This is a genomic window from Aliibacillus thermotolerans (assembly GCF_027853235.1).
Classification (GTDB): domain Bacteria; phylum Bacillota; class Bacilli; order Bacillales; family Marinococcaceae; genus Aliibacillus; species Aliibacillus thermotolerans.
Genome location: NZ_WKJG01000100.1, coordinates 56,684 through 78,591 on the forward strand (window position 1 = coordinate 56,684; position 21,908 = coordinate 78,591).

A 21,908-nucleotide genomic window follows, 5' to 3' on the forward strand; every position below is an offset into this window, starting at 1 on the left:
TCGTATCTTTGTTGATTTATTGCAATACGTCTTTCGCCGCAAAAAACTCTCCGTATAGTCCTCGAATGGCTTTATCGGCATCTTCCTCACTAATAGCAAAGGAAAGGGAGACTTCTGAAGAACCTTGGTTAATCATATCAATATTGATGTTCTCTTTCGCCAATGCTTTTGTCGCTCTTGCGGCAATTCCGATGGTTTCATGCATTCCTTCCCCGACAAGCATAATCATTGCGAATCCTTTTTCAATATGAGCATCATCCACCTCAAGTTCTTCTTTAATACGGCGAATAATCGTTTCTTCTTTTTCCTTTGTTAACTGATCCGCTTCTAAGATGACAGATGTGTCATCAATTCCTGATGGGATATGTTCGTAAGAGATACATTCATCTTCAATAATTTCCAGTAAACGGCGACCGAAACCAATTTCCCTGTTCATTAAATATTTACGAACGTAAATGGTTGCAAAACCTTTTTGAGCAGCAATCCCAATGACTGGATTCTCTGAATATTCCCGCTCGCTTTCAATCATTGTCCCGCTACCATCCGGATTATTCGTGTTTTTTACACATACGGGAATATTGCTTCGAAAAGCAGGAATCAATGCTTCGTCATGGAAAACACCAAATCCGGCATAGGAAAGTTCCCGCATTTCTCGAAATGTCATTCTTTTAATTGGCGTTGGGTGGTCTACCACATTCGGATTGGCGGAGAAAACGGAATCTACATCAGTAAAGTTTTCATATAAGTCCGCTTTCACACCGGCAGCTACGATGGAACCAGTTATGTCGGAACCACCACGTGGGAAAGTAACGATGCGACCACTTTTTGAATAGCCGAAAAATCCTGGAATAATTAAAATTCCATCTTTGTTTCGCAATTCATATAAGTGATCATATGTCTCCGGAAGGACTTGCGCATTCCCCGGTGTATCCGTCACATAAAGACGGGCGGTTTTCGGAGAAACGTATTGCGCTCTGTGACCGAGATGTGTTAAATAATGCGCAATCAGTTTGGCATTATTATCCTCACCAGCTGCTTTGATTTGATCCATAAACACTCCTTCGTGGGAAGGATCGTAATCTGTTCTTTGTCGCAAATCTTTTTCAATTGTCTCAACAATGTGTTCATCAAGACCTAGCTCCGTTGCAATGTCGCGATACCGTTCTACAATGAATTGTAAAACATCTTGCACATCTTCATTGTTCAATCGTTTTTCTCCCAGTTCAATGAGTAAATCAGTTACTTTCATGTCGTTATCGTGACGTTTACCCGGTGCAGAAACGATTATGACTTTTCGTTCTGGATCCGAGGTAATAATATTTGTCACTTTTTTAATCTGTTTCGCATCTGCAAGGGAAGTTCCCCCAAATTTTGCTACTTTCATCTTCGTTCTCCAACTCCTAATTGATTCATCTCATTTTTTCAGAAATACGTGTATAAGCGTAACACAGGACACCACCACCTACAAAGCGTGCTAGTTTCCAAATTGCATCATTGTTTACACTATAAGAGGATGAGAAAAGACCTGACAGAATACACACCACATCTGACATGTATCCTCGCTCTATATCCTTTTTTAAAGAATCAGTTCGATTATTCCCATACAGAAGCATCCCACTTCGTAGCAACTACACCAATCATTTTTAATAAGGCGATATTTAATGGTACACTTTCTTCTACTAAACTAGTTTCCGTACAACTAGATTCCGGTTCATATCCTAATTCTTTTGCTGTTTTGTAATCTGTCTCTTGTAAATAATTAGTGAGATCCGCGTCATTAAAACAAGGAGGAGAAACATATACATGGTACGTATGGTCAACAATCATGCGAACGTGAGGAGGAGCTTCTAATTGAATCGGTATGAAAAATCCCGATATAAAGAGCAATATAAAAAGAATACCACTGATTTTGGCCCATTTATTCACAAGAACACTCCTTTGCTACACCCACGTGACAACTTCTTTTTCTTGTCTTTCCTTTGCTTTCGGAACAATTTCCGGATACCCGATAAATAAGATGCCGATTAATTCTTCATCTTCTTTAGCCCCGATGATGTGGTGCATTTCTTCATCTTGGGTCATTCTTCCTGTTGCCCATTTCACTCCTACCCCGTGAGCCCAAAGAGATAACATAAAGTTTTGAATCGCTGCTGCGGTAGCTGCATAATCTTCTTTCGCTCTAATAAGATTTTCTTCATTTCGTTTTGTTGTCACAGCAATGACCCACGGCAAATCAACTAAGAATTGATAATTCTTTTCCCATGCTTCTTTTGCTCGTTCTGAACCTTGATCGACAAATTTCTCAGCTTTTAAGTCCGCTCGTCGGGCAGCAACTTTCTTTTTCGTTTCCTCTGTGAATATGTAGAAATGCCACGGTTCGGTCATTTTATGATTCGGAGCATGTATTGCTGCTTGAATCGCATCTTCAATCAATGATTGCTCCACAGGATCTTTTTTGAAAGCATTGATCGTTCTTCTTGATAATAAACCTTGTTTTAATTCCATCAGCAATCGCTCTCTTTCTAAATAAAAGTCCTTATACATTTCTTTATTATACATGGTTTTTCGCAATTTTTCAGTGAAAAAGTGGGGAAATGATCATAATTTTCATGATAACGCTTACATGAAATACTTGACAGAACCAATTCAATCCATCTACTATAAAATTGGGATATGTATTTACCATATAGGCCACTTTCTTTTTTCCACTTTTCCAAATCCATGGATACACTGAAAGAAGATAGGATATTTCTTCTTTACACTTAAAAGAAAGAAAGTGATAGACATGTTACAGTCATTAAAAGATAGTCAAATTATGGATAATGAAATTAAGGAATTAATGACCCCTCACGAAAAAGTCGCTCACGTGCAGTTAAACAACCCACTTGATCATGCATTACTCGTTCTTATCAAATCCGGTTACACGACAATACCTGTGTTAGATACGGAATACAAAGTGAGGGGACAAATCAGTAAAGCCCAAATTTTAGATTCGATTCTAGGTATTGAACGCATAGAAATGGAACGTCTTCATGATTATAAAGTGGAAGATGTAATGAATGGTAAGGTCCCGCGAATGAATAAAAATGAAACTTTTGGAAAAGCTTTAATGTTGTCGATTAACCATCCTTTTGTCTGTATTGAAGATGACGATGGATCGTTTATCGGATTGATGACAAGAAGATCCATTTTAGCTCTCATTCATAGGCATTTAAGCCATTCTTCTTAATGTTTAGACTTCTCTCCATGCCCTATCCTGACACCATATGTAGAGTATAAACATACATTTGGCGGACAGCTTTTCTCTTCAAAATGGAATGATAAAAGAAAGCTGGCCTTTCACATCCTTTATGACCAATTTAAAAACCCGGTATCCACCGGGTTTTTAAGTTATCGACAGCCACAACTTCCACCTGAACCACATCCCGTGCCACAGGAAGAATCAAAAAATGGGTTCCCACTCGGCACTTTAATGAAAGGTGAAACTGCGTGAGCAATCTCTTTTGCTATTTCATGTAATAACGATTCCAATTCCCTTTCTTTTTTACGAAAAGTAGCAACACTCTCATGCATATCCATCGCTCTTTTCGCTTCACGAATACTTTTGATTACTGTTTTATAATCAGGGTGATACTTCCCAAAACGACTCACTTCTTCATGCTGGTCTTTCCACTTTAGAAAATTTGCAATCAATTGTTGCGCTTCTTCATCTTCTTCTAACGTTTGCTTCGCCAATGTATATTCTTGAAATACTTGAGATTCGATGATGATTTCTCCTAATTGTACTGCTTCTTCTATTAGATCCACGGGCGTGGAAACGATCGTTGCCAATATACCACCTCCGTTTCTCCATTATAACATGGACTGAAGAATGGACGACAATAATTATATTTCTATTTGAAAGCGTATTGGCTCTTTTGCTTTACTACCTGAATAATATACTGGCAAAACTTCGATTGTATGTTTTCCCCGAGGCACTTCTTTCATCATAAAAGCTGCCTTATTCATGTGAGCAACTTTCTCACCATTCCACTTCACAAGTAAATATCCGTCACCATTCTTTTCTTTTCTCGCTAAAGAAAAATCAGGCACGATACATTCTACATACACGTGACCGTTTTCCACTTTATATTGAAGGGACCAATCTTCTTTTTCTATCCCTTCCATTTGGGCGACAGGAAGTAAATGTTCATGGTGCCAATGATCAAACTCAACTGCCTGTACTGATGGCACCCCTACAAACAACAAAAAGAAAGCGATCAGTTGTTTCAATTGTTATCCCCCCTTTATCGGTTAGTATGTGGGGGTTTAAACAATTTTAAACACAACGATCGCCAACTACCTTTGTTTGAACAGACTTAACAATAGTAACGCCATATTGAGATTGTTTTGCCACCGTTTTAATCGCTGTGGCAACGTCTGTCCGTGAAAATATTGCGCAGCGTAGACAAATTCCTCCATTTTTTCCGGGTGTTTGTTTAACGTACGATACCATTCCGGATGCCAGCGAATAAATGTATGAAATTCTCGTTTGGAAGATAAAAAATGAAATAATTCTGGTGGCAAATGTGTTCACCTTCTTTTAGTATTCTCGAAAAGTAAAAGGATCCTGAGGAGAGCCGTCATTACGTGGTGATTTTTGAAATTGCTCCAACATTTTCTGAACATGTCCAATAACTCCGTTGACTTGGGAAATATGTTGTTGTAACTCATCAAAATTAATATTTTTTAACATGGCTAAAATCGGTGCGAAAGATTCTGTTTCTTTTTCGTTTTTATTTTCCTTTTTATATGCTAGCCAATCTTCATGATCTTCTCCCAATACATACCAGTCTTGATATAATTCGTTCCACGTTCTTTTTCCTTCTCTTACTTCCGCAATTAAGCGTGGATGTTGATGTAGAAATTCTCTAAAAGAAACGAGCATAGGAGATAATTTTTCGCGATCCATTTCAACACCCCCAACATGCTTTTCTTTTCATATCATAGTCAAAGAAGAAAAAAATGTTCCTCTTATTTTGATTTCTTGTCACATTTCTGTAGAATAGAGGTGATGAAATTGCTTACGAAGAAAGGGTCATATCCAATGGAAAAGAAAAAATGGATCGAACAGTTATCTTCTATATGGGATCAAGCGACGGAAGAAGAAAAAAATTTTCTCACGACGATACCTGAAAGAATTCAATCTTATCAAAACGGTACTTACCAATTACTGATTGATGCTTATTTACAACCTACAAGAAAATGGTTGAATGAAGATACATACGAAGTAACAATACCGCTTCACAAAGGAACGGAAAACCTACTGAAAATCACCCACGGAGGCGTTACAGCCACTTTATTAGATATTTCTATGGGAAGCTTAGTGAATGGTTTACTTCCGGAAAACGTGGCTGCCGTTACCCTTGAAATGAAAGTGAATTACATTAAGCCGGGAAAGGGGCCATTTTTACGTTGCGAAGCTCGTTTCATTTCACGTTCGAAGCGAATATTCACTGTCGAAGGAACCGTATATGATGAAAAAGAAAAAGTGGTTGCCCACGGTACGGGAACTTTTTATACGATTACAAATTCGTAAAATATCCACATAACCTCATTGCATCTTCATTCTATTCGTACTATGATGAAATAAGATACTATCTCGGGAGGGAGATTACGGATGTATTTGGACAAATTTGATTTTAAAGATAAAGAAATGACTTTTGGAAGCGTATTGCACGTATTTGAACAAAACGGGTTCATCCATGCAGAACAATGGGATTATGAACGCGTCACTTTTGATTACAAAATGTTGGACAAAACAGATAACGCGACTTATTATTTACGAGTACAGGCAGTCGCAGTGGATGGGGATATTCCAAAAGATAGTACACGAATTCGTTTCCTCACCCCAATTTTAGGAAGACATTACTATCCGCATGGGGTCGAATATGACGAAGATTTTAAAGAGAAAATTGTCAATAAATGCAATGAAAAGTTAGAAAAAGTTTATAAAACTTTTGAACAAGAACAACTCGTTTAAATCATTCCTATTACATATGCAACCGGTTGAATGTATCATCAACCGGTTTTTTATTTTATATGGAACACTTTCTACTGTTATTTTTCACTTTTGCATAATATAATTGTAGTAAGGAAGTATCCAAGAAGATATTGCAGGTTGAAAGGAGACTATTGTTGGTGGCATCTTTTTTCACAAAAAAGAATTTTATACTAATTTTTACTATTATTCTACTCCTTATCGGGGCTTACTTTATATTACCGATTTCAGGACCAATTATTTTTGCACTTATCACCGCTTTATTTTTGTCTCCTTTTGTTCGAATTATGATGGAAAAGACAAAAATTAAACGGAGTCTGGCTGTTACCCTTGTATTCACCCTATTTCTTCTCATTTTATGTGGAGGAGGATATTTTTTCATTACCCAAGTTGTCTCTCAAATCGTTTACTTTATTGAAAACATTCCTACTTACATATCAGAAGTCAACCGGTTTTGGCTCAACATCCAAACGAAAATTGAAACAATGTATAATGAGTGGGATATTCCACCTGAGGTCATCTATGGCATTAACAATCAAGTGACGGACATGTTGAATAATTTACGTGAAAACTTAGCCAATCGAGATTATATTCAAGACATCACTGGATTCGTTGCAGCAATTCCTCGCTTTTTTGTCATGTTTATCGTTTATTTAATCGCTTTATTTTTATTTCTATTAGAATTACCGCGTTTAAAAAAGCAAATATATTCCTTTATGAAAGAAAGCACAAAGGAAAAAGTTTCTTTTATGTCTGCTCGTCTTTCCTATGTCGTCATTGGCTTTTTCAAGGCGCAGTTTTTAGTGAGTATTATTATTTTTGTGGTTGCTTTAATCGGTTTATATTTATTTACCCCAGATGTCGCTTTAATGATGGCAATTATTATTTGGATTATTGATTTTATTCCGATCATTGGTTCGATCATCATTCTCGCTCCGTGGTCCCTCTATTATTTCATATCTGGCGATTTAGTACTCGGAACTCAATTGCTCATTTTAGCTGGTGTGCTCCTAATCATACGCCGGACAGTAGAACCAAAAGTAATGGGACACCATATCGGATTATCCCCGCTAGCCACATTGATTTCTTTATATATCGGTCTGTCTCTCTTGGGAGTCATTGGATTCATTGTTGGACCATTAGCGGTGATTGCTTTTACAACCGCAAGGGAAGCTGGCATTATCAAACTAAACTTTAAAATATAAAGGAACCGGTGTTATACATTCGGTTCCTTTTCTTATGCTTAATAATACGGAGAAATCATCAAATAAACAATGACTCCGGTAATGCTGACGTACAGCCAAAGCGGCATCGTCCAGCGGGCTATTTTTTTATGTTTCTCCACTTGATTTCTTACTCCACGTAAAAATGATAAAATTGCTAACGGGACAATCATAGCAGCTAAAATGATATGCGTAATTAAAATAAAGTAGTAAATACCGGCAAGGATACCTGTTCCGCCGTAAGAGGTTGATTCAGCTAAATAGTGATACGTAACATACGTCATTAAAAATAATGATGTGGAAATAAAAGCTGCATATATAAAGCGACGATGTGCTTTTATATTTTTACGTAAAATAAAATATAATGCCATCGCCAAAAACACGGTCGTAAAGCTATTAAAGATAGCATTTAACATTGGTAACACCGTAAGATCAAAATGATCAATATGACCTGTAAATCCTTCAGCAAAAATGAGGTATGCAATCAAACCATTCACAATGATTGTGATGATTACTGCAATCCAAACATTTTGTTTATCGCTGGCACTGCTATCCGCTGTCTGTTTTTGTGTCGTCAACTGTTCAATCCTCCTTTGCCTTTCATCAATCATACCCCTAATTCACATTATATATGAACGAAGCGTTAAAACAAAAAAGATGATTAACAAACAAGTGAACAAAAAAGGGCATCCTTTGTGAGGACGCCCTACGCTATTACCACTTGACAATACCAAGGAGTAAAATAAGGGAGATGACGACCGGCGCTGACAATACTAAACCAGAAGAAAACAGCATATTTGGCCAGCCATGATCTTTATCTTTTAGGTGCATAAAATAAAACAGTTGTAAAAAGAATTGAATCACACCTAAGAGCAAAATAAATGGTACGACAAACCCTGTAGCAAGCACTTCCGTACCGACTGCAAGAAAGGACAGTACAGTAAGTCCAATCATAAATGCGAAAGAAATAATTTGAATACGTGTTTCTTTACTATGCTCTGCTCGTTCTTGTAAAGTCATCGCACTTTTATCAAATGGTTTGGATAGTTCTTCTGCCATAATTACGCACCTCCTGCAGCCAATAGGTATACGACAGTAAAGATAAATACCCAAATGACATCAATAAAGTGCCAGTAAAGACTTGCAGCGTAAAACTTGTGAGCATTTGTAAGCGTCACACCAGCATTCCAATAACGGGAAAGTAATGTGATGATCCACCCTAGCCCAAACAGTACGTGAAACCCGTGTAGTCCTACAAGGGTATAGAAAGAAGAAGCAAAGGCACTGGTTGTATACCCTAGACCCGCATGATAATAATGATAGAATTCATAAATCTCGCAACCGATAAATCCAAAGCCGAGAAGAACGGTAATAACAAAGTAATTTCTCATCGCTTTGAAGTTATTTTTCTTCATAGCTAAAATACCGAGCACACTTGTCAAGGAACTTGTTAAAAGTAACATCGTCATGAAAAAGACGAGGGGGAGAGCGACCAAATCAGCTAATGCTGGTCCCCCGGCAGTTTGATGACGCAATCCGAGAAACGTACCGAAGAAGGTCGCAAACATGATTGTCTCCCCGGTAAGGAAACACCACATCGCAAGGAATTTATTTTTCCCTTCTAGTGTGGCTCGATGCGGTTCGGCAGGAAGTCCTTGTGACACATCTACGTGATCTGCCATCTTATCCGACCTCCTTTTCAATTTTCTTCACTCGTTCAAGCGGGATGTAATAACCGTGGTCTTCTTTCGAGTGAAGCACCATCGTTCCGAACGTCATGATAAATCCTACGGCAATTACAATTCCTGTAACAACCGTTGGTACATCCATATTAATCATGACCATACCGAATCCCCAAATGAATAGACCAAGCGCCATTAAGAACGGCAAAATCGATCCATTCGGCATATGAATATCTTTTAATGGTTCAGACGGTTTCATCTTACCATCTCCGTGAACTTTTTCGTAGAACCATGGATCCAAAGAACGAACTTGTGGGATTTGAGCAAAGTTGTACTCAGGAATTGGTGTTGGAGTTGACCATTCAAGCGTACGCGCATCCCACGGATCTCTTACTGTGATTCTTTCGGATGTAAACGCAGAGTAAACAATGTTTACTACGAGAAGAATAATCGCTGCAGACATCACGAAAGAACCGATCGTAGAAACCATATTCATCGTTTCAAGTCCTTGGCCACTCATATACGTATAAATACGACGTTGCATTCCAATTAACCCTAGGATGTGTTGAATGAAAAACGTTAAGTGGAATCCGATATAAAGTAGCCAGAACGTAATTTTACCTAATGTTTCGTTTAACATATGGCCGAACATTTTCGGATACCAATAGTGTAGTCCAGCAATCAGTCCGAAGACGATACCACCAATGATGACATAGTGGAAGTGTGCCACTACAAAATACGTGTCATGGTAGAGATAGTCAACCGGAGCCATCGATAACATAACTCCAGTAATACCACCTAATACGAATGTCGGAACGAAAGAAGAAGCACAGAGCATCGCCGTATTAAACGTAATCTTTCCGCCCCACATCGTAAAGAGCCAGTTGAATATTTTTATCCCCGTCGGCACCGCAATCGTCATCGTAGCTAAAGCAAATACTGAGTTCGTAATTGGTCCAATTCCAATCGTAAACATATGGTGAACCCAAACCATAAAGGATAAGAAAGCAATTAAAATAACCGCAAATACCATTGCAGAATAACCAAACAAACGTTTTCTAGAAAATGCAGGGACTACTTCAGAAATAATACCGAATGCAGGCATGATCAAAATGTACACTTCTGGGTGACCAAAAATCCAAAAAATATGAGCCCAAAGAATCGCGTTTCCACCATAATCAGGGATGAAAAATTGCCCCATGAACAAGCGATCAAGCATAAGAAGTGCAAGACCTGCTGCAAGCGGAGTAAATGCAACAACGATCAAAATGGACATAATGAGTCCTGTCCAGCAGAAAAGCGGCATTCTCATCATTGTCATTCCAGGAGCACGCATATTGATAATAGTGACGATAAAGTTAATTCCTGAAATGAGCGTACCGAAACCACTCACTTGGAGTCCTAATGCGTAAAAGTCCATTCCGCTTCCTGTAAATTCACGGGTAGAAAGTGGTACGTATGCTGTCCAACCAGCATCCGCTCCTCCTCCGAAGAACCAACTCATGCTTAAAAGTAAACCACCAAAGAAGAAAATCCAAAATCCTAACGCGTTAATAAACGGTAACGCCACGTCACGAGCACCGATTTGTAGTGGAATTGCAAAGTTCATAAAACCAAACAATAACGGTGTCGCAGCAAGGAACAACATAATTGTACCGTGCATCGTAATAAGCTCATTAAACACTTGACCGGAAATTAGGTCGTTTTCTGCTGTCATGAGCTGTATACGAATAAGAACAGCCATTACACCAGCTTTAACGAAAAACAATGTACCAGCAATCAAATAAAGGACAGCTAACTTTTTGTGGTCTACTGTTGTCAACCAATCCCACAATACGCTTTTGTTTTTCGTTTGCGTAGCAGCAGCAGTTGCCATTGTTTATTTGCCTCCTTACTTAATTCATTTTTTCTTCGACGCTGAGGCTATTTAAGTATGCAATAAGAGCCTCCATATCCTCATCAGATAATGACTCGTAACTAGGCATGTTGTTATCTTGTTTCATTTCTTCCGGATTACGAATCCAACTTTCCAATGTTTCATCATTAAATTCAAAGACACCGGCAATTCGCTCACGGTCTGCAAAGTTGGTCAATGTTGGACCTTGGGCTCCTCCTTGACCTTCCACCGCGTGACAACCAATACAACCTTGGTTTTCAAATACTTGACGGCCGTCTGCTTCAATGGTGTTCTCTTCAGGAAGCACTTCTTCTTCCTGCATTGCAGCTACCCATTCGTCATATTCATCTTGTTCAAGAGCAACTACTTTAAATTCCATCAAAGCGTGTGACGGTCCACATAGCTCTGCACATTTTCCGTAATAGACACCAGGTTCATCTGCCTGTAACCACACCATGCTCTCGATTCCTGGTACGTTATCTAACTTACCGCCAAGAGCTGGTACCCAAAATGAGTGCATCACATCCCCGGCTGTTAAGTTAAACCATACTTTTTCCCCCGTAGGAATGTACACTTCATTTCCAGCAGTGAATCCTTCCGGATAGTCAAATTGCCACCAATATTGATGAGCAGTGACATCAATAATAATTTCTTCTGGTTGGACGTCTTCTTCTTCTCCTTCACCACTTGCTCCTACAGATGGGGGTTCTTCCGCAAAGAAGTATGTACCTTGAACTGTAGGAACAGCTAAAATAATAAGAAGGAGAATAGGAATTACGGTCCACGTAACTTCTAAAGCTTTGCTTCCTTCTACTTGCTTCGGAATTTCATCATCACCAGGTTTTCTTCTAAACTTTACCACAGCAATGAAGAATAAAGTGAATACTGCAATGACAACAAGTGCCATGACATAAAGACTTAAAATCATGTTGTCATAAATCCATTGGGCGGCTGGTCCATATGGATCGAGTGCAGTAAGCCTGTCCTCCCCACAGCCTGCAAGAAACAACAGCATTGCTGTGAGAGGCAGAAAACGCAATACGCTTTTGCGTTTTGTCATAAGCCATCAAACCTCTCTTTCACTTAAAGATGATTGCAAAATTTATGCTGAAACAGTTATCGCTCTATTTACAAATGAACGACAACCATTAGCACAAACAATATTGTTAAATAATTCAAGGAATACACAAACATCCACCGGGACCATTTGATATCATCTTTCATTTTAAACCCGGCCATTCCTAAAACGAGCCAGCCTACACCAAGTAATGCAGCGACAACGGTATAAATGACACCGAACTCGTACAGAAATAACGAAATTGGCAATAATACGGCAACATATAGTACGATTTGTCGTTTTGTCATTTGATTTCCTGCCACAACTGGAAGCATCGGCACACCCGCTCTTTTATATTCATCGGAACGTCTCATCGCGAGCGCCAAGAAATGAGGTGGTTGCCATATGAACATAATGGCAAATAATAGCCAACCGTACAAATGAAGACTAGGATCTACCGCTGCCCACCCAATGAGTGGAGGGACAGCACCGGAGATGGCTCCCGCTACCGTATTTAACGTCGAAACTCTTTTTAGCCATAATGAATAAACGACAACATACACAAAAAGTCCAATTAACCCAAACACTGCTGCAATCATTTCAACGGACGCCAGCAACATAATCCCAATTGTAGATTGAATGATTCCTGCAGTGAGAATATTGGCGCCTTTTAAAGTCCCGGTAACGCTCGGCCTCTCTTTGGTACGTTCCATCAAATGGTCAATGTCACGGTCTATGTAGTTATTGAGAGTACAACCACCTGCCATGACAAGACCTGCTCCAACCATCGTCAAAATAACCACATGTAAGTTTTGTAGTAATGCAAAATCTGTGTATACAGAAGCTAAATATATTCCAGCAAATACTGTGATTAAATTTGACGTCACGATTCCCATCTTCGCCAAAGTTACATAGTCTTTCCACGACTTCGTTTTTCCCGTTGCTCGAAGCTCATCCTCTCGTGAATCGATGACACGTGAAGTATCAACGGCGGTATTACCTTTATTCACCTTTCTCCCTCCTTCCAAACTAGAGGTTTCAACCTACAATATAGTATAATTTGTCAAGATGAATCAAATTGTAACATATTAGAAATGAAGTAAAAGAATCATTTCCTTCTCCTCTCAAGCTCTTACTACAATCATTATAGCTTAAAATTTGCTCTGTTTCATCACTTTCACAAGTTTCACACTATCTTCACAAATTGCTTTCTTTCGGGAAAGTTCACGCTTCTGAAATTGACTTCTACTCCTTCTTGTCATTAACATAAAGATGTGTATATTTAATTTTATGTGGCGAAAGTCCACTGGGGAGTGTTCGTTTTGAAAAATACCAGCCTTAAAATATTCGGTGTGCTTACTTCGATCGGTATGTTAATTGTTTTGTTACAAGGTGCCCTTGTTACGAAAACAGATTCAGGAGACGGTTGTGGGGCAACTTGGCCACTTTGTTTCGGACAATGGTTTCCAGACAACCCTGCTGTCGAGACGATCATCGAATACAGTCACCGCGCTGTTTCGGGCTTACTCGGAATCATGGTCATTATTTTAGCCATCTGGTCTTGGAAAAAATTGTCGCACTTAAGAGAAACAAAATTTATGGCTTTAATGGCAGTATTGTTTATCATTTTCCAAGGCTTTATGGGAGCAGGGGCTGTCGTATGGGGGCATTCAGATATTGTTCTCGCCCTTCATTTCGGTATTTCTACCATTTCTTTTGCTTCGGTCGTGTTGCTCAACGTTCTTGCTTTTGAAGATGGAAAAGTAAATATTCCTGCCCCTGTCGTCACGAAACCATATCGGAATTATCTTATATTCGTCCTTATCTATACGTATGCAGTCATTTATACTGGGGCATATGTAAAACATGCCGATGCAACTTACGTTTGTAGCGGATTTCCCTTATGTAATGACCAATTGATACCGGACATGTCAGGAAGTCTCGGCTACCAAATCGGGGTGCATGTTGCTCATCGCTTGTTCGGAATCTTACTCGGTGTATTCCTATTGGTTTTAATGATTTGGACGATCCGTCGGTTTCATCCATCGAAGATTCTCGTCTGGTCCAGTGTGATTACATTTCTTCTCTTGATTGTTCAAATTATCGCAGGAGTATCTATTCTATCTGCAAATTCGTACTTACCACCTGCTTTATTTCATGCGCTAACCATTACCATTCTTTTTACTATTCTTTCCTACATGGTAATGATTGTAACCAGAAAACCAGTAAAGTAAACATGAAAAGCGTTGGCTCCTCTCATGAGAAACCAACGCTTTTATTTTAATGATCAAGTTCAATTAATAAATCTCCTGTTTCAATAGCATCGCCATCGTTCACGTGAATTGCTTGTACTGTACCATCAAAAGGAGCTTGTACAGTTGTTTCCATTTTCATCGCTTCCGTGATCATTAAATGATCACCTTTTTTCACTTTTTCTCCTTTTTCCACAAGCTTTTTGATGACTGTTCCAGGCATGGTTGCTCCGATATGATTCGGATTCGATTTATCTGCTTTCGGACGTTGAACCACGGACGTTTTTACATTTTGGTCTTTAATGACTACTTCCCGTGGTTGACCATTGAGTTCAAAATAAACAATTCTATTTCCGTTGTCTTGTGGTTTGGAAACAGAAACAAGTTTCACGATTAAAGTTTTCCCTTGTTCAATCTCAATTTCCACTTCTTCCCCAAGACGAAGGCCATAAAAAAAAGTTGGTGTATCTAATACAGAGACATCTCCAAACTGTTCCCGAAAGCGTTCAAACTCTAAAAATACTTTTGGATAAAGGGCATAGGAGATTAAATCATGAGCCGTCACTTGTCGATCTAGGGTGTTATACAGCTCTTCTTTTAATTCTTGAAAATGAACTGGCGGTAAATTTTCCCCAGGACGATTTGTAATTGCTTCTTTTCCTTTTAAAATAATCTTTTGCAATTCTTTTGGAAACCCTTGATAAGGTTGTCCTAAGTACCCTTGGAAAAACTCCACGACAGAATCCGGAAAATCCAAGTTTTCTCCTTTTTCATATAGGTCATCTTCTGTTAAATCATTTTGGACCATATATAATGCCATGTCCCCAACTACTTTGGAAGATGGCGTTACTTTGACGATATCACCAAATAAATCATTGACGCGGCGATACATATCTTTCACTTCATTCCAACGACCCTTGAGACCAACTGCTTTTGCTTGTTGCTGCAGATTACTGTATTGCCCTCCAGGCATTTCATGTTCATATACTTCTGTATGTGGGGCGTTCATGCCACTTTCAAAGCCTTCATAATATTTTCTCGTGGCTTCCCAATATTCATTCAACGCCTCCAATGAGCGAATATCAAGCTTCGGTTGACGCTCGGTACCTTTTAACGCATAGTACAAACTGTTTGCACTTGGCTGTGACGTATGACCTGCCATCGCACTAATTGCGACATCGACAATATCTACTCCTGCTTCAATGGCACGCGCATAAGTCAGGATGCCGTTTCCGCTTGTATCATGGGTGTGCAAATGAATTGGAATATCTACCGTCTCTTTTAATTCTGAAATCAATTGATAAGCAGCTTCTGGCTTTAATAGTCCTGCCATATCTTTAATACCTAAAATGTGGGCCCCCGCGTTTTCTAATTCTTTTGCCATGTTTTTGTAATAAGCTAAATCATATTTATCACGGGAAGGATCTAATATATCTCCTGTATAACAAATCGATGCTTCCGCCACTTTATTTTGTTTTCGCACTTCTTCAATCGTTAAGCGCATCCCTTCGATCCAATTGAGAGAGTCGAAAATCCTGAAAACGTCCATACCTGCTTCTGCTGCTTTTTCTACAAATTCTTTGATCAAATTATCAGGATAGTTTTTGTAACCAACTGCGTTAGAAGCACGGAACAACATTTGTAAAAGAATATTCGGCATTTTTTCTCTTAACATGAAGAGTCGTTCCCATGGATCTTCATGTAAAAACCGCATCGAGACGTCAAAAGTCGCTCCTCCCCACATTTCCGAAGAAAAGAGATTTGGAAGAAGACGTGCGGTCGGTTCGGCTATTTTCTTTAAGTCGTGCGTACGAACCCTGGTGGCTAACAGCGATTGATGGGCATCACGGAAAGTCGTGTCCGTTAACAACACTTCTTTTTGCTCTTTCACCCATTTTGCCAATCCTTCTGGTCCTCTTTCATCTAAAATTTGTTTCGTTCCATTCGGGAAAGGGTCGCTCCGTTTTATTTTTGGAATATTTGGTTGGTCAAAAACGGGTTTCTTCTTATTTTCCAAATCCGGATAACCGTTCACAATCGTTTCACCGATAAAGGTAAGCATTTTCGTTCCGCGATCTTTCCGTTTCGCAAATACGAACAATTCCGGCGTGGAATCTATGAAAGAAGTGTTATATTCCCCGGATAAAAATTCTTCATGTTGCACGACATTTTCTAAAAAGGCAATGTTTGTTTTGATACCACGGATGCGAAACTCACGTAAATTACGCAACATTTTAGCTGCTGCTCCTTCAAAAGTAAGCGCCCAAGTCGAAACTTTTACAAGGAGCGAATCATAATGCGGAGTGATCACGGCACCTTGAAAGCCGTTACCGGCATCCAAACGAACCCCAAAACCACCACTGGAACGGTAAGCCATAATTTTTCCCGTGTCAGGTAAAAAGTTATTCGCTGGATCTTCTGTCGTAATACGCGATTGAATCGCAAATCCATTGGTCGTTATCTCTTCTTGTTTCGGAATCCCAATTTTATCGCCGTGAAGTGTTTCTCCATCGGCAATATAGATTTGACTCTGGACGATATCAACTCCTGTGACCATCTCGGTAATCGTATGCTCTACTTGAATGCGCGGATTCACTTCAATAAAGTAAAATTCTCCGTCCGGATTCACTAAAAACTCCACGGTTCCTGCATTGACATATTGAATATGCTTTGCTAATTGGAGGGCTGCTTGACAAATTTCTTCTCGTAATTCTTCACTTAACGACACGCTTGGTGCTACTTCCACAACTTTTTGATGTCGTCGTTGCACAGAACAATCTCTGTCATATAAATGAACAATATTTCCTTCTTGATCCCCTAAAATTTGTACTTCTATATGTTTTGGTTTTTCAATAAACTTTTCCACATATACTTCGTCGCTACCAAAGGAAGACTTTGCTTCGGACCGTGCTCGGTTGTATGCTTCTTCCAATGCTTCCGGGCTTCGAACAATGCGCATCCCGCGCCCTCCCCCACCGAGGGAAGCTTTAATGATAAACGGAAAACCAAACGCTTCCGCAAAGCGTTTGACTTCATCCAAACTCTCCACGGGACCATCGCTTCCCGGAATGACGGGAAGACCTGCTTCGACGGCAGTTTCACGCGCTCGTACTTTATCACCAAACATATGTAAATGATCGGTATCAGGTCCAATGAAAATAATTCCTTCCTCTTCACAACGCTGAGCAAATTCGAGATTTTCTGACAAAAATCCATATCCCGGATGAATGGCGTCAACATCATTGGCTTTCGCTACTTCAATGATACTTTCAATGTCTAAGTATGCATCAATCGGGCTTTTTCCTTCTCCTATGAGATATGCTTCATCCGCTTTATAGCGATGAAACGCTCCAGAATCTTCTTTCGAATAAACAGCCACTGTCCGTATGTGGAGCTCTGTACATGCCCGAAAAATTCGGATCGCTATTTCTCCACGATTTGCTACTAATACTTTTTTTATTTTGGATAAACCATCCATACAATTCCTCCTCCGTATCATGACTCTCCACTCTGACAATTTCATTACTTCACAGATTATTCGAAATATAGTTTATCATACCATGTTTCTTTCGTCTGTCAAAAAATCACGGATGATGGTTGTGCGACAACCGTATCGTTATTGTCGGAGAACGCTTCATCAAATAAAAACAGACTATTCACCGTGAATAGTCTGTTTTTATTATTTTCCTACAGTTGCTTCGTGAAAAGCGGCGAGCCTTCGTTCTAATTCCGATAGAATTTGTTTGCCGGTTTTCTCATCAATTAAATTTAAACGGATGGCAAAATCTATCTCGCGAGACAAACCGAACATTTGTGTATCAAGTACCTCTTCATAGAGAGGGCATTGGGGCATCGTTAAATTCTCCATTTGAACTTCGATTAATTTCCGGATCTTCTCTGCGTCGGCTTTCAACAAGGCATAAGCCTTTTCACTATGTTCTGTCATCGCCTTTACGCTCAAAAGGGATCCCTCCTACTTTTTATCTCCCTGTAATCATCTTAGCTACAATTAAACAAAAATGCAAGATAACAAGCGATTTATTTCGTTCTTTTTCATTTTCTGGTATACTTTTTACTTGTAATCTACTACGATTGACTCCGGGATGTTTTTCCATTCCAAAGAAAAATGATAACCATCTCAATACGACGAGGAGGATACAGCTTGATCGATTTTATCGTGACCATCCATGGAAAAACGAAACATACGATTACCATTGATCCAACAGTATGGATTTTTGATGACCGCAAAATTGATTTAAATGAGTGGGAAGGGGAAGAAAAAAGAGAATCCGACGAGTTAGAAAAATATAAAAAAAATATATCGGCGCAATGGGATAAAGAAATTACCGAAGGCGCTCAAATCCCGCGCCGGGACCAAACAAACAGAATACGAAATAAAAAAGAAGCGTTAATTGATGGTACTTTTGGAATGCCTTTTGCTCCTTTTTTAGACAATGCAACACCTTTAGAAGAAGCTTCGAAAGTCGTCATTGAAACAAAGGATAAAACTACCTATATCGTTTCCTTAGAAGAAGCGAGAAAACTAGTTATCGGTTTTTCCAAAAACGGAAAGCCGTTACGGGAAGATGGTCCTGTTCATGTATACTACGGAGATGGCAGCAACAAAGAACAACCAATTCTTCATGTCACTGGTTTCCGAATAGAATAAACGAAAACGAGGAGTTTAGTATCACTCCTCGTTTTAAATTATCCTTGTTGCAGGGCATTCATCACTTGTTTATCCAGTTTTGCCGCCGCTTCAATATCATACGTTTTTTCAAAGTGAGGCGGGGTTGTAAGCTTTCCACCATCAAACATAATGTCTTCTACCTCTTCCACCTGACATTCCACTAAAGCCAGTTGAATCGGAAGGCCTTCCATTTCTTCCGTGATCAGCACTCCTTTTCCTTCAATCGCATACGTGGACCCTTCTTCCATCACTGCGAGCATCAAATAAGAACGTTGCTTCAAATTCTTAATAATTTGGGACTCCGCATCAATGGCAATTCGAATTGTTCGTGCATCTTTTGCATACACCCACGAAGCTGTGTGAAGATACGGTGTTTGTTTCTCCGCATGCATCGTTACAGTCAAAATATACGTTTCTCTTTGCAACGACTTTACTAAAGAATCTGTGAGGGCGTTCCACTTTTCTGTCATGCTTCCTCCTCCTTTTAATCGATACATCCCTCTTCATTCTTACTCGTCCATGGTATAATAACACAATCACATCTTTTCTTAAATTTCGGAGGGAAGTACGTTGAAAGTAAAATGTATGATTTGTGACACAATCCAAACCCTTGATGATAAAGATCCTCTCGCCAAAAAATTGCGTAATCGCCCGATTCACACTTATTTGTGTTCCACATGTAAGGAACGAATTACAAAAAAAACAATGGCTCGTCATAAAACAGGACGCTTTCAGTTATATCATACCAAAAAAAAATAAGGATACTTGGTAAATGAATGAAAATAATAAGACAGCTGCCAGCATCCCTTTTTGGAGCTGTCTTGTTGATTCTATACCCGTTTTTCAAATACCTGACATGAAGATGCCCCTTGCTTTTGACACGTTGTGCATTTATCTGTCTGTACGAGATCCAGTCCGGTATTAATTGCTTCCGTCCCGTTACGGAAGAAATTTTGCTCTCCTATTTTGTCAAATAATCCACTGGAACGAATCACTGCTAATACTTGTTCGTTCGCTTCCGCAATGAATATCCGTCCGCCTTTTTTGTGGAAATCATTAACCAATGCCGTTAAATTGCCTACTCCGGTTGCATCCATGAAAGGGACTCTTTTCATTACTAAAACAATGACATCAGGTCGTTTGTTAATCGAACGACTAATCGTTGTTTGAAACTTATCAGCTGCTCCAAAAAACAATGCCCCTTCCACCGTAAATACCGTTAATTTTGGACATGCATACTGATAATCCTCTTCTGTTGTTGCTGCGATTTCTTCCCGTTGACTACTTTTCAGTTTCGGCATGATTTTCTCTACTTCTAACACTTCACTCATCCGCTTAATGAACGAAAACATCGCTAACAGAAGCCCTACTTGCACAGCTGCTGTTAAATTGACAAACACCGTCAGTAAAAATGTCACTACTAACACGACAGAGTCACTGGACTTCATTTTCACCATATGAAAAAACGTTTTATATTCACTCATGTTAAATGCGACAACCATTAGAATTGGTGCCATGCTTGCAAGAGGAATGTGAGCAGCAAACGGTGCGAAAAGAAGTAAAGTGACAAGGACAAATAGTCCTTGAAATACCCCCGATAGCGGTGAGACTGCACCACTTTTAATGTTTGTCGCTGTTCTTGCAATGGCTCCTGTTGCTGGGATGCCTCCAAACAAAGGAGTGATAATGTTTGCGATTCCTTGTCCGAATAATTCTTTATTAGAATGATGGCGCTTTCCTGTCATTCCATCCGCAACTACTGCCGATAGCAATGATTCGATTCCTCCGAGCATCGCAATGACAAAGGCGGGTTGCCACAATAACAATATTTTTTCCCATGTAATTTCTGGCAGCTGAAACTGAGGCAGGGATTGGGCAATCCCTCCAAAAGCGGTCCCAATCGTTTCGATTTTACCCGGATAGAAAAAGTAGGCAATAAGTGTCGGTACAATTAATGCCACTAACAAAACAGGTATCCGTGGAAATAAACGCGGTACCCCAATAATAACAATAAAACCGATCAGAGCAGTAGCAACACTGTAGAAATTAACAGTCGACAAGTGATGAAATAACTCCATCATATTTTGATGAAAATATTCTTTTCTTTCGACCCCTTCCAGCCCTAAAAAATCCCCTATTTGCCCCGTGAATATAATCACTGCAATGCCTGATGTAAAACCAATCGTAACGGAACGAGGAATAAATTTAATTAAATTACCAAGTTTAAAGAAACTCATAAGAACGAGCATGATACCAGCTAAAAAACCGGCAATTAATAAATTTTCATACCCATACTGCAAAACAATCGCAAGTAAAATAGGAATAAATGCGCCTGTTGGACCTGCGATTTGAAAGCGAGAGCCCCCTAACAATGCAACGATGATTCCTGCAATGATGGTTGTATACAATCCATATTCAGGTTTTACCCCGGAAGCAATCGCAAATGCCATTCCAAGTGGAATTGCAACAATTCCGACAGTGATTCCTGCCGTGAAATCCCGCCTCACATCTTGGAATGTGATCCCTTGAAAACGATCATCTTTTAACAATCTTCTTCTCCCCCATTTTTCTCATCATCCGCAAACCCTTCGCAATATCTCTTACCTTCGTGTTGAAACGAAGAAACAACCTGACTTTCTTGACAGGTTGCTCTTTCTATCTTTATCCATTTGAAACTGCTTGTCCTTGTTTTCTTCTTTGGCGATGGCGGATTCGGTAAATAGTTAATACGAGAGCTGCAGCAATTAAAGATTCCACTACCGCCATCCCAATTGCAAAAATTGTTAAAGGAAAAGCTCCGATCAACAAAAGCACGTAAATGACGATATGTTGCCATACCTTTAATTTTTTTGCAAATCCTAAGTGATAGACGAGCGCAGACATGATGACAACTGCAGTATACAATAACCAAAATCCAAGCACGGGATTTTCATGAACTTGTAAAAGACCAGCGATCCAACTCAAATGTTCTCGTGTAACTTCCATGTCGTTCACATGGACAGCGGCCACATACATGATTTCACCTCTATCTACTTTCTTGTTATAAATTTTGTAACCTGTTTCTTTT

The 21,908-nt window shown here is 39.4% G+C and carries 25 protein-coding genes; 7 read left to right on the forward strand and 18 right to left on the reverse strand.

The genetic code is table 11. The annotated features are described in order from the left end of the window. Window positions 1-16: 16 nt before the first annotated feature. The 3 genes from GJS40_RS13695 to GJS40_RS13705 all read right to left on the reverse strand — a co-directional run bounded on the left by GJS40_RS13695 (window position 17) and on the right by GJS40_RS13705 (window position 2,505). On the reverse strand, window positions 17-1,384 hold the full coding sequence (locus tag GJS40_RS13695; protein WP_270898416.1) for an aspartate kinase: 1,368 nt from the start codon (window positions 1,382-1,384) through the stop codon (window positions 17-19). A gap of 209 nt (window positions 1,385-1,593) precedes the next feature. Then, a complete protein-coding gene (locus GJS40_RS13700; protein ID WP_270898417.1) occupies window positions 1,594-1,926 on the reverse strand; it encodes a hypothetical protein in 333 nt (110 codons plus the stop codon). Between the two features lie 15 nt (window positions 1,927-1,941). Further along, window positions 1,942-2,505 (reverse strand): nitroreductase family protein, encoded by a 564-nt coding sequence (locus GJS40_RS13705; protein ID WP_270898418.1) that lies wholly within the window; start codon window positions 2,503-2,505, stop codon window positions 1,942-1,944. Between the two features lie 280 nt (window positions 2,506-2,785). Between GJS40_RS13705 and cbpB the strand changes: the two genes are divergently transcribed. Continuing rightward, entirely contained in the window at window positions 2,786-3,229 is a 444-nt protein-coding gene (gene cbpB / locus GJS40_RS13710) for a cyclic-di-AMP-binding protein CbpB (RefSeq protein WP_270898419.1), read from the forward strand. 161 nt (window positions 3,230-3,390) lie between these two features. On the opposite strand, the gene GJS40_RS13715 is transcribed toward cbpB, so the two are convergent. The 4 genes from GJS40_RS13715 to ylbD form a co-directional block, all read right to left on the reverse strand. Continuing rightward, on the reverse strand, window positions 3,391-3,834 hold the full coding sequence (locus GJS40_RS13715) for a YlbF family regulator (RefSeq protein ID WP_377901729.1): 444 nt from the start codon (window positions 3,832-3,834) through the stop codon (window positions 3,391-3,393). 51 nt (window positions 3,835-3,885) lie between these two features. Then, a complete protein-coding gene (locus GJS40_RS13720) occupies window positions 3,886-4,272 on the reverse strand; it encodes a hypothetical protein (protein WP_270898421.1) in 387 nt (128 codons plus the stop codon). A gap of 66 nt (window positions 4,273-4,338) precedes the next feature. Continuing rightward, window positions 4,339-4,566, reverse strand: a complete 228-nt coding sequence (locus GJS40_RS13725; RefSeq protein ID WP_270898422.1) for a YlbE-like family protein — start codon at window positions 4,564-4,566, stop codon at window positions 4,339-4,341. Window positions 4,567-4,582: 16 nt separating this feature from the next. Next, a complete protein-coding gene (gene ylbD / locus GJS40_RS13730) occupies window positions 4,583-4,951 on the reverse strand; it encodes a spore coat protein YlbD (protein ID WP_270898423.1) in 369 nt (122 codons plus the stop codon). Between the two features lie 135 nt (window positions 4,952-5,086). On the opposite strand from ylbD, the gene GJS40_RS13735 reads away from it, so the two are divergent. From GJS40_RS13735 to ytvI, 3 genes are all read left to right on the forward strand, one after another. Next, a complete protein-coding gene (locus tag GJS40_RS13735; RefSeq protein ID WP_270898424.1) occupies window positions 5,087-5,578 on the forward strand; it encodes a PaaI family thioesterase in 492 nt (163 codons plus the stop codon). A gap of 81 nt (window positions 5,579-5,659) precedes the next feature. Then, window positions 5,660-6,022, forward strand: a complete 363-nt coding sequence (locus GJS40_RS13740) for a YugN family protein (protein ID WP_270898425.1) — start codon at window positions 5,660-5,662, stop codon at window positions 6,020-6,022. 158 nt (window positions 6,023-6,180) lie between these two features. Continuing rightward, window positions 6,181-7,245 carry a sporulation integral membrane protein YtvI gene (gene ytvI, locus GJS40_RS13745; RefSeq protein ID WP_270898426.1) on the forward strand — a complete coding sequence of 355 codons (1,065 nt, stop codon included), beginning with the start codon at window positions 6,181-6,183 and terminating at the stop codon, window positions 7,243-7,245. Between the two features lie 38 nt (window positions 7,246-7,283). Here the strand turns inward: ytvI and GJS40_RS13750 are convergent, their stop codons facing one another. The 6 genes from GJS40_RS13750 to cyoE all read right to left on the reverse strand — a co-directional run bounded on the left by GJS40_RS13750 (window position 7,284) and on the right by cyoE (window position 12,909). Then, window positions 7,284-7,874 (reverse strand): DUF420 domain-containing protein, encoded by a 591-nt coding sequence (locus GJS40_RS13750; protein WP_377901711.1) that lies wholly within the window; start codon window positions 7,872-7,874, stop codon window positions 7,284-7,286. A gap of 103 nt (window positions 7,875-7,977) precedes the next feature. Beyond that, window positions 7,978-8,322, reverse strand: a complete 345-nt coding sequence (locus tag GJS40_RS13755; protein ID WP_270898428.1) for a cytochrome C oxidase subunit IV family protein — start codon at window positions 8,320-8,322, stop codon at window positions 7,978-7,980. 2 nt (window positions 8,323-8,324) lie between these two features. Further along, window positions 8,325-8,945, reverse strand: a complete 621-nt coding sequence (locus tag GJS40_RS13760) for a cytochrome c oxidase subunit 3 (protein ID WP_270898429.1) — start codon at window positions 8,943-8,945, stop codon at window positions 8,325-8,327. A gap of 1 nt (window position 8,946) precedes the next feature. After that, complete coding sequence (locus GJS40_RS13765; protein ID WP_270898430.1) at window positions 8,947-10,821, reverse strand: cytochrome c oxidase subunit I; 1,875 nt, start codon at window positions 10,819-10,821, stop codon at window positions 8,947-8,949. A gap of 19 nt (window positions 10,822-10,840) precedes the next feature. Next, complete coding sequence (coxB, locus tag GJS40_RS13770; RefSeq protein ID WP_270898431.1) at window positions 10,841-11,902, reverse strand: cytochrome c oxidase subunit II; 1,062 nt, start codon at window positions 11,900-11,902, stop codon at window positions 10,841-10,843. A 68-nt stretch (window positions 11,903-11,970) separates the two neighbouring features. Further along, entirely contained in the window at window positions 11,971-12,909 is a 939-nt protein-coding gene (cyoE, locus tag GJS40_RS13775) for a heme o synthase (protein ID WP_270898432.1), read from the reverse strand. 312 nt (window positions 12,910-13,221) lie between these two features. Between cyoE and GJS40_RS13780 the strand changes: the two genes are divergently transcribed. Then, window positions 13,222-14,133: a COX15/CtaA family protein gene (locus tag GJS40_RS13780; RefSeq protein ID WP_270898433.1), complete on the forward strand. Its 912-nt coding sequence runs from the start codon at window positions 13,222-13,224 to the stop codon at window positions 14,131-14,133. Between the two features lie 46 nt (window positions 14,134-14,179). On the opposite strand, the gene pyc is transcribed toward GJS40_RS13780, so the two are convergent. Continuing rightward, window positions 14,180-17,629, reverse strand: coding sequence for a pyruvate carboxylase (pyc, locus tag GJS40_RS13785; RefSeq protein ID WP_270898434.1), 3,450 nt, complete (start codon window positions 17,627-17,629; stop codon window positions 14,180-14,182). A 201-nt stretch (window positions 17,630-17,830) separates the two neighbouring features. Next, a complete protein-coding gene (locus GJS40_RS13790) occupies window positions 17,831-18,097 on the reverse strand; it encodes a YlaN family protein (protein ID WP_377901725.1) in 267 nt (88 codons plus the stop codon). Window positions 18,098-18,313: 216 nt separating this feature from the next. On the opposite strand from GJS40_RS13790, the gene GJS40_RS13795 reads away from it, so the two are divergent. Beyond that, window positions 18,314-18,820, forward strand: a complete 507-nt coding sequence (locus GJS40_RS13795; RefSeq protein WP_333723947.1) for a peptidyl-prolyl cis-trans isomerase — start codon at window positions 18,314-18,316, stop codon at window positions 18,818-18,820. A 38-nt stretch (window positions 18,821-18,858) separates the two neighbouring features. On the opposite strand, the gene GJS40_RS13800 is transcribed toward GJS40_RS13795, so the two are convergent. After that, window positions 18,859-19,311: a PNPOx family protein gene (locus tag GJS40_RS13800; protein ID WP_270898436.1), complete on the reverse strand. Its 453-nt coding sequence runs from the start codon at window positions 19,309-19,311 to the stop codon at window positions 18,859-18,861. A gap of 100 nt (window positions 19,312-19,411) precedes the next feature. Here GJS40_RS13800 and GJS40_RS13805 point away from each other — a divergent pair, with 100 nt between their 5' ends. Then, window positions 19,412-19,600, forward strand: coding sequence for a YlaI family protein (locus GJS40_RS13805; protein WP_270898437.1), 189 nt, complete (start codon window positions 19,412-19,414; stop codon window positions 19,598-19,600). 71 nt (window positions 19,601-19,671) lie between these two features. On the opposite strand, the gene GJS40_RS13810 is transcribed toward GJS40_RS13805, so the two are convergent. Together GJS40_RS13810 and GJS40_RS13815 are read right to left on the reverse strand one after the other, a co-directional pair. Continuing rightward, window positions 19,672-21,390 (reverse strand): SulP family inorganic anion transporter, encoded by a 1,719-nt coding sequence (locus tag GJS40_RS13810; RefSeq protein WP_270898438.1) that lies wholly within the window; start codon window positions 21,388-21,390, stop codon window positions 19,672-19,674. Window positions 21,391-21,502: 112 nt separating this feature from the next. Continuing rightward, a complete protein-coding gene (locus GJS40_RS13815; protein ID WP_270898453.1) occupies window positions 21,503-21,826 on the reverse strand; it encodes a YlaH-like family protein in 324 nt (107 codons plus the stop codon). Window positions 21,827-21,908: the final 82 nt, after the last annotated feature.